Annotated in this window: 6 protein-coding genes; 5 read left to right on the top strand and 1 reads right to left on the bottom strand. The window is 34.5% G+C overall.

Annotated elements, in window-relative coordinates:
* The 5 genes from SA378_RS07880 to SA378_RS07860 form a co-directional block, all read left to right on the top strand.
* Positions 1 to 852, top strand: an 852-nt coding sequence (locus tag SA378_RS07880; protein ID WP_318525440.1) for an alpha-ketoacid dehydrogenase subunit beta, incomplete at its 5' end; no start/stop codon positions are given.
* 61 nt (positions 853 to 913) lie between these two features.
* Positions 914 to 1,912: an ATP-NAD kinase family protein gene (locus SA378_RS07875; protein WP_318525439.1), complete on the top strand. Its 999-nt coding sequence runs from the start codon at positions 914 to 916 to the stop codon at positions 1,910 to 1,912.
* Between the two features lie 36 nt (positions 1,913 to 1,948).
* On the top strand, positions 1,949 to 3,247 hold the full coding sequence (locus tag SA378_RS07870; RefSeq protein WP_318525438.1) for a dihydrolipoamide acetyltransferase family protein: 1,299 nt from the start codon (positions 1,949 to 1,951) through the stop codon (positions 3,245 to 3,247).
* 11 nt (positions 3,248 to 3,258) lie between these two features.
* Positions 3,259 to 4,647 carry a dihydrolipoyl dehydrogenase gene (gene lpdA, locus SA378_RS07865; RefSeq protein ID WP_318525437.1) on the top strand — a complete coding sequence of 463 codons (1,389 nt, stop codon included), beginning with the start codon at positions 3,259 to 3,261 and terminating at the stop codon, positions 4,645 to 4,647.
* A gap of 222 nt (positions 4,648 to 4,869) precedes the next feature.
* A complete protein-coding gene (locus SA378_RS07860; protein ID WP_318525436.1) occupies positions 4,870 to 5,865 on the top strand; it encodes an ATP-NAD kinase family protein in 996 nt (331 codons plus the stop codon).
* A 184-nt stretch (positions 5,866 to 6,049) separates the two neighbouring features.
* On the opposite strand, the gene SA378_RS07855 is transcribed toward SA378_RS07860, so the two are convergent.
* Positions 6,050 to 6,478, bottom strand: a 429-nt coding sequence (locus SA378_RS07855) for a CBS domain-containing protein (RefSeq protein ID WP_318525435.1), incomplete at its 5' end; no start/stop codon positions are given.

The raw sequence follows: 6,478 nt of genomic DNA, 5'->3' as shown, positions 1-6,478 counted from the left end.
GCTGGAATGTTTGATGAATTTGGAGAAACGAGAGTAAGAGATACTCCTATTTCTGAGGGAGTAATCGTTGGTGCAGCTGTAGGTTCTGCAGCATGCGGGTTAAGACCAATTGCAGAGTTGATGTTTATTGATTTTCTCACAGTAGGAATGGATCAGCTTGTAAATCAAGCTGCAAAAATGAGATATATGTTCGGTGGTAAAATTAATCTTCCAATGGTAGTTCGTCTTCCTTCTGGAGGTGGAGTAGGAGCAGCTGCTCAGCATTCCCAATCTCTTGAAGCATGGGTTACTCATGTTCCGGGACTTAAAGTTGTATATCCATCAAATGCACAAGATGCATTTGGACTTATGCTTACAGCTATAGATGATGACAATCCTGTTTTATTTGTGGAAAACAAAGTATTGTATTCAGTAAAAAGTGATGTTGAAGATGAAGTTAAGCCAATTCCTTTTGGGAAAGCAGCTGTTGCAAAAGAAGGAACTGATGTAACTATAGTTACCTATGGACGTCAAGTACTTGATTCTTTGAGTGCTGCAGAAACATTAGCCAAAGAAAATATAAGTGTTGAAGTTATTGACCTGAGATCTCTATATCCTCTTGACAAAGAAACTATATTTAAATCATTGGGAAAAACACATAAAGTTGTAATAGTGAGTGAAGAAGCTAAGAGAGGTGCTTTTACAGCTGAAGTTGCATCTGTAATTGCTGAAGAATGTTTCTTTGAATGTGATGCTCCTATTAAAAGAGTGGGTGCTTTAAATACACCTGTAGCATTTGCTACAGATTTGGAAAGTTACATTCTTCCTAATGCACAAGATATTGTCAATGCAGTAAAATCTTTGTTTAATTAAGTTATGTCAGGGGCTGTTGCATTAGTTAATGCATCAGTCCCTTAATAAAAGGAGGTGTAAGATGGCTTCAATTGGAATAATAGCTAATCCTGCTTCTGGAAAAGATATAAGAAGGCTTGTATCACATGCCACTGTTATAGACAATAATGAAAAAATAAACATAGTGGAAAGAATTGTTCTTGGAGCTCAAGCTCTGGGCGTAGATAAAGTATACATGATGCCGGATTCATACAATATGGGGTACAGAGTTGAAGATAAACTTAACATTTGCAATGAATTAAAGTGCGAAATAAATGTAATAAATATGATGCGTTTTGATGGTATGGAAGATACATTAAAAGCTGCTGAATTTATGGAAAACAATGATGATATAGGATGTATAGTTACCTTAGGAGGAGACGGAACAAACAGAGCTGTTGCCAAATCAGTGAAAAACACACCTCTCGTTACAATATCAACGGGTACTAACAATGTTTATCCTGTAATGTTAGAGGGAACTATAGCAGGAATGGCAGCTGCAGCGGTTGCATCAAATCGATTTGACAAAAACATTTACGCACAAAAAGATAAGAGAATTGAAATATACATGGATAATCAGTTAAGAGATATTGCTTTGGTTGATGCGGTTATATCCAAGGATGTCTTTGTTGGCTCAAGGGCAATATGGGATATGGAAAGTATTGAGAAAATATTTGTTACAAGAAGCCATCCGGCTTCAATAGGTTTTTCATCTGTTATAGGATGTAAAAAGATTATAATGCCTAAAGATGATTTCGGAGCATATATTAATGTCAATACAAATGGAATATCAGTTATGGCGCCAATGGCGGCAGGGGTTGTGAATAAAATTTTCATAGATGAGCCTATTATTTTGGGGTTTAATGATGAATTAGAATATATTTCAAAATCAAGAGGTACTATAGCACTTGATGGTGAAAGAGAAATAGAGTTTTCAAAAAATCAAAGTTTGATTTTTAAAATATCCAGAAATGGTCCATATCACGTAGATGTTGTAAATGTATTGGAAATTGCACAACAAAACGGATTTTTTCTTGTATAGAATTATTTCAAGATAACATATTATGGAGGTATCAATATGGCAGAATTTATTGTAATGCCTAAAATGGGATTAACAATGACAGAAGGATTTTTGACGAATTGGAAAAAATCCGAAGGTGACAAAATAAACAAGGGAGATACACTTTTTGAAGTTGAAACAGATAAACTCACAAACGCATATGAAGCAAATACATCAGGAGTACTTAGAAAAATATTGGTTTCTGACAGTAATGCTAAAGTGCTAGAACCTGTTGCAATAATAGGAAATGCGGATGAAGATATAACTGATCTTTTAAATAAGGCAGGAAAAAGCAATGAACCTGTAGCAGCTGAACAAAAAGAAGAAATAAAGGTTCAGGTTGCTCAAGTTCCAAGCAATGGTGGTAGAATAAAAATATCGCCTAGAGCAAAAAAAATTGCTCAAGAATTAAATGTGGATATCTCTTTGGTAACAGGTACCGGACCTGATGGTTCAGTAACTGAAAATGATATAAAAAAATTTGCAGATAAACCGAAAGAGCAGAAGAAAGTTTCACCAACAGCAGCTGTAGTAGCAGAACAATTGAATGTAGATACTAACAAAATAGAAAAAGAAACACGTATTATGAAGGATGATGTTATAAAATTTAAACTCAGTGAAGAACTTACTAAATATGCAGCTCCCCAGGAATATAGAAAACCAATGACTACAATGAGAAAGGTAATTGCTAAACGAATGTTGGAAAGTGTTCAAACTTCTCCATCAGTAAACTACAACATAAAAGTTGATACAAGTGCAATGAAACAATTAAGAGAAGATCTTAAAGAAACAATAAAAGTTTCATATACCGATGTTTTAGTAAAAATAGTGTCTAAAGTATTACTTGAGTATCCTCTTTTGAACAGTTCTGTAGTTGACAATGAAATCATAACAAGAAATTACGTGAACATGGGTGTTGCGGTTGCGCTTCCAGATGGGCTTTTAGTTCCGGTTGTAAAATATTCAAATATTAAAGGATTAAAAGATATTTCCAATGAAATAAAAAGCTTTGCGCAAAAAGTAAAAAATAATGAATTAACTCAAGATGAACTTTCAGGAGGAACATTTACAATAAGCAATATTGGGATGTATGGCATTGAATCATTTACGCCAATAATTAATCAGCCTGAAGTTGCAATACTTGGAATAAATGCAATTAACGAAGAGGCTAAAGTAATAAATGGAGAATTAAAAATTAAGCCAATGATGAATTTAAGCCTGACAGCAGACCATAGAGTTGTTGATGGAGCTGTAGCTGCAGAATTTTTATCTAAGTTAAAGGAATATATAGAGAAGCCGGGACTTCTTTTACTGTAAGGAGGTAAGACATGAAAATAGCTATTATAGGCGGAGGACCAGGTGGATATGTAGCAGCCATAAGAGCTGCTCAATTGGGTGCGGATGTAACTTTAATAGAAAGAAAGCACATAGGAGGCACTTGTTTAAACAAAGGATGTATACCTACAAAAGTTTTGCTTCATACAACAGAACAACTCGAAGTAATAAATAAAGATTATAAAGAAATTGGAATAAATGTTTCAAATGTTGAAATAAGTTGGAAACAGCTTCAAAAAAGGAAAGAAAAAGTAGTCCGTAAACTTGTAGGTGGGGTTGATGTACTATTGAAAAACAATAAAGTAACGAAAATAATGGGCGAGGGAAGTTTTATAAGCAATAATCAAATTGCCGTTAAAGTTACTGATGGAACAGAAACTACAGTTGATTTTGATTATGCTATAATTTCAACAGGTTCAAAACCAGTAATAATTCCTTTGCCGGGAGTTAATCTTCCGGGAGTTATTACAAGCGATGAAGCTCTTTCATTACAGGAAATTCCAAAAAGTTTGGTTGTAATAGGAGGAGGCGTTATAGGAGCAGAATTTGCTGCTGTTTACAGTGCATTAGGGTGTAAAGTTACAATTATAGAAATGCTTTCTAATATTGTTGCTAATATGGACAAGGATATAGTCCAACCTTTAAAAGATAAATTTATTAAAAATGGTGTTGAAATTTATACAGACACAAAGGTAGTTTCAATTTCTGAATCTTCAGAAGGTCTGTCAGTAAACACATCATCACAGGCAGGCGACAAATCATTCGTAGCTGAAAAGGTGCTGCTATCCATAGGAAGAAAACCTGTTACTGATAACATGGGATTAGAAAATGTGGGAGTGAAAACCGAAAGAAACGCAATTGTTGTGAATAAAAATATGCAGACGAACATAGACAATATTTATGCGATAGGGGATTGTAACGGTGGTGTAATGCTTGCTCACGTTGCTTCAGCAGAGGGAATTGTTGCCGTCGAAGCAATAATGAATAAAAAACCGAACATGGATTTTAAAACAATACCATATTGCGTTTATACCAGACCGGAACTGGCAGGTGTAGGTCTGACGGAAGAACAGGCTAAAGCAAAAGGATACGATATAAAAGTAGGAGTATTTCCAATGTACATAAATGGAAAAGCAATGATAGAAGGAAATACTGATGGAGTTGTAAAATACATAGTAGATGCAGCCACTAAAGAAGTGCTAGGGCTCCATATGGTGGGACCAAGAGCAACAGACTTAATAGTTGAAGGAGCACTTGCCATACGTTTAGAAGCAACCATTGATGAAATTATTTCAACTATCCATGCACATCCGACAGTTGGAGAATCACTTCAGGAAGCAGCCCATGCTGTTTATGGAAATGCAATTCATATTCCAATATAAATACGTAACATAATAAAATATTGGAATAATGATAGTATCTAAATGTTAAATTCGACATCAAAAAAAGACATCGAAAAAATGTCTTTTTTTGATGTCAAATCAAGTTTCAATTGTTGTATTCGTAAATTTAAAGTGGTAAAATAACCTGAAAGTAAGATAAACTTTGAATCATGCTTAATAAATAGCTTATTGGTATGATATTACTAAAACAGGAGACGAAAAATGATTTCTATTGGAATAATAGCAAACCCAGCTTCAGGAAAAGATATAAGAAGGCTGGTTTCTCATGCAACTGTAATAGACAACGGTGAAAAAACAAATATTGTGGAAAGAATCATTCTTGGCGCTCAGGCGCTTGGCGTAGAGAGAATATATATGATGGCTGATTTTCACAAAATGGGAGACAGAGTAAGAGAAAAACTTAAAATTAGTGGTGAATTAAAATGTGAAATTGTTGTTTTAGATATGATAAATTTCAATAGTATGAAAGATACGTTAAAAGCAACTGAACTCATGGAAAATAATAATGTTGGATGCATTGTTACTCTTGGGGGAGACGGTACAAACAGAGCAGTTGCCAAAGTATTAAAGAGAACGCCTATAATTACCATTTCAACAGGTACCAACAATGTATATCCCGTAATGCTTGAGGGAACAATAGCTGGAATGGCTGCAGCTGCAGTTGCTTCTAAGCGCTATGAAGAAAGCCTTTATATTACCAGGGACAAAAGAATAGAAATATACAGAGATAATGAGTTGGTAGATATTGCGTTGGTAGATGCAGTTATATCAAATGATGCATTTGTAGGTTCAAAAGCAATATGGGATATGGAATCAATTGAAAAGATATTCGTAACCAGAAGTCATCCTGCTTCAATAGGGTTTTCAGCAGTCATTGGATGTATGAAAACAATAGTTCCTGAGGATGATTTTGGAGCATACATTAATGTTAATACAAATGGTACTTTTGTTATGGCGCCTGTTGCAGCAGGAGTTTTAGAACAAGTTGCTATTGATGATCCTGTAATTCTTGGCATTGATGAAGAATTTGAGTACATTTGCAAAGATAACGGAACCATAGCTCTTGATGGTGAAAGAGAAATAGAGTTCAACAAGGATCAACGTTTTGTTTTTAAAATTTCCAGAAGTGGCCCAAATCATGTTGATGTTGCGAAAGCATTGGAAACGGCTCAGAAGAACAGATTTTTTCTTGCTTAAATTGAAAAGGAACATGCACTGTTAAGGAGTGCATGTTCCTAAATCTTATAATAATCGTTTTTTAGACCGGCATTACAAACAGTTGTACGCTGCTGTAAATTTCGTCATAGAATACATTTTCTGCATCATTCGAATGATTAGTAAAATATTTCAATGTAAACAAGAGTTATTTCTTTATTTTTTATTAACTAAATCTATTTGTAGCAGGTTGAGAAATATTCTTAAGAGCTTGTTCTGCATTATCCTGAAGTTTTGGTTCTACGGAAATGTCCCCTAATGAAACAAAACCTACCAGACTGTTATTATCAACAACTGGAAGTCTGCGTATTTGTTTTTCACCCATTATTCGTACAGCTTCGTGTACATCCATATCAGATGTTCCAACTATTGGATTTGCAGTCATAATTTCACTTACTGCTTGTTGATTTGAATTTTGCCCGGCTGCTACAGATCTTAATGCAATATCTCTGTCTGTAACAATACCAACCACACTTTCTTGCTTGCAAACAGGTAAAGAACCAATGTTGTATTGCTTCATCAATTGAGCCGCTTTTTTAATTGAATCATCTGAACTTAAACTTGCTATTTCTTTTGACATTATTTCTTTTAATTT

The sequence above is a fragment of the Sedimentibacter sp. genome, assembly GCF_033447055.1.
Lineage (GTDB): Bacteria > Bacillota > Clostridia > Tissierellales > Sedimentibacteraceae > Sedimentibacter.
The sequence above is the reverse complement of the archived record's forward strand: the minus strand, read 5'-3'. Positions and strand labels throughout refer to the sequence as shown.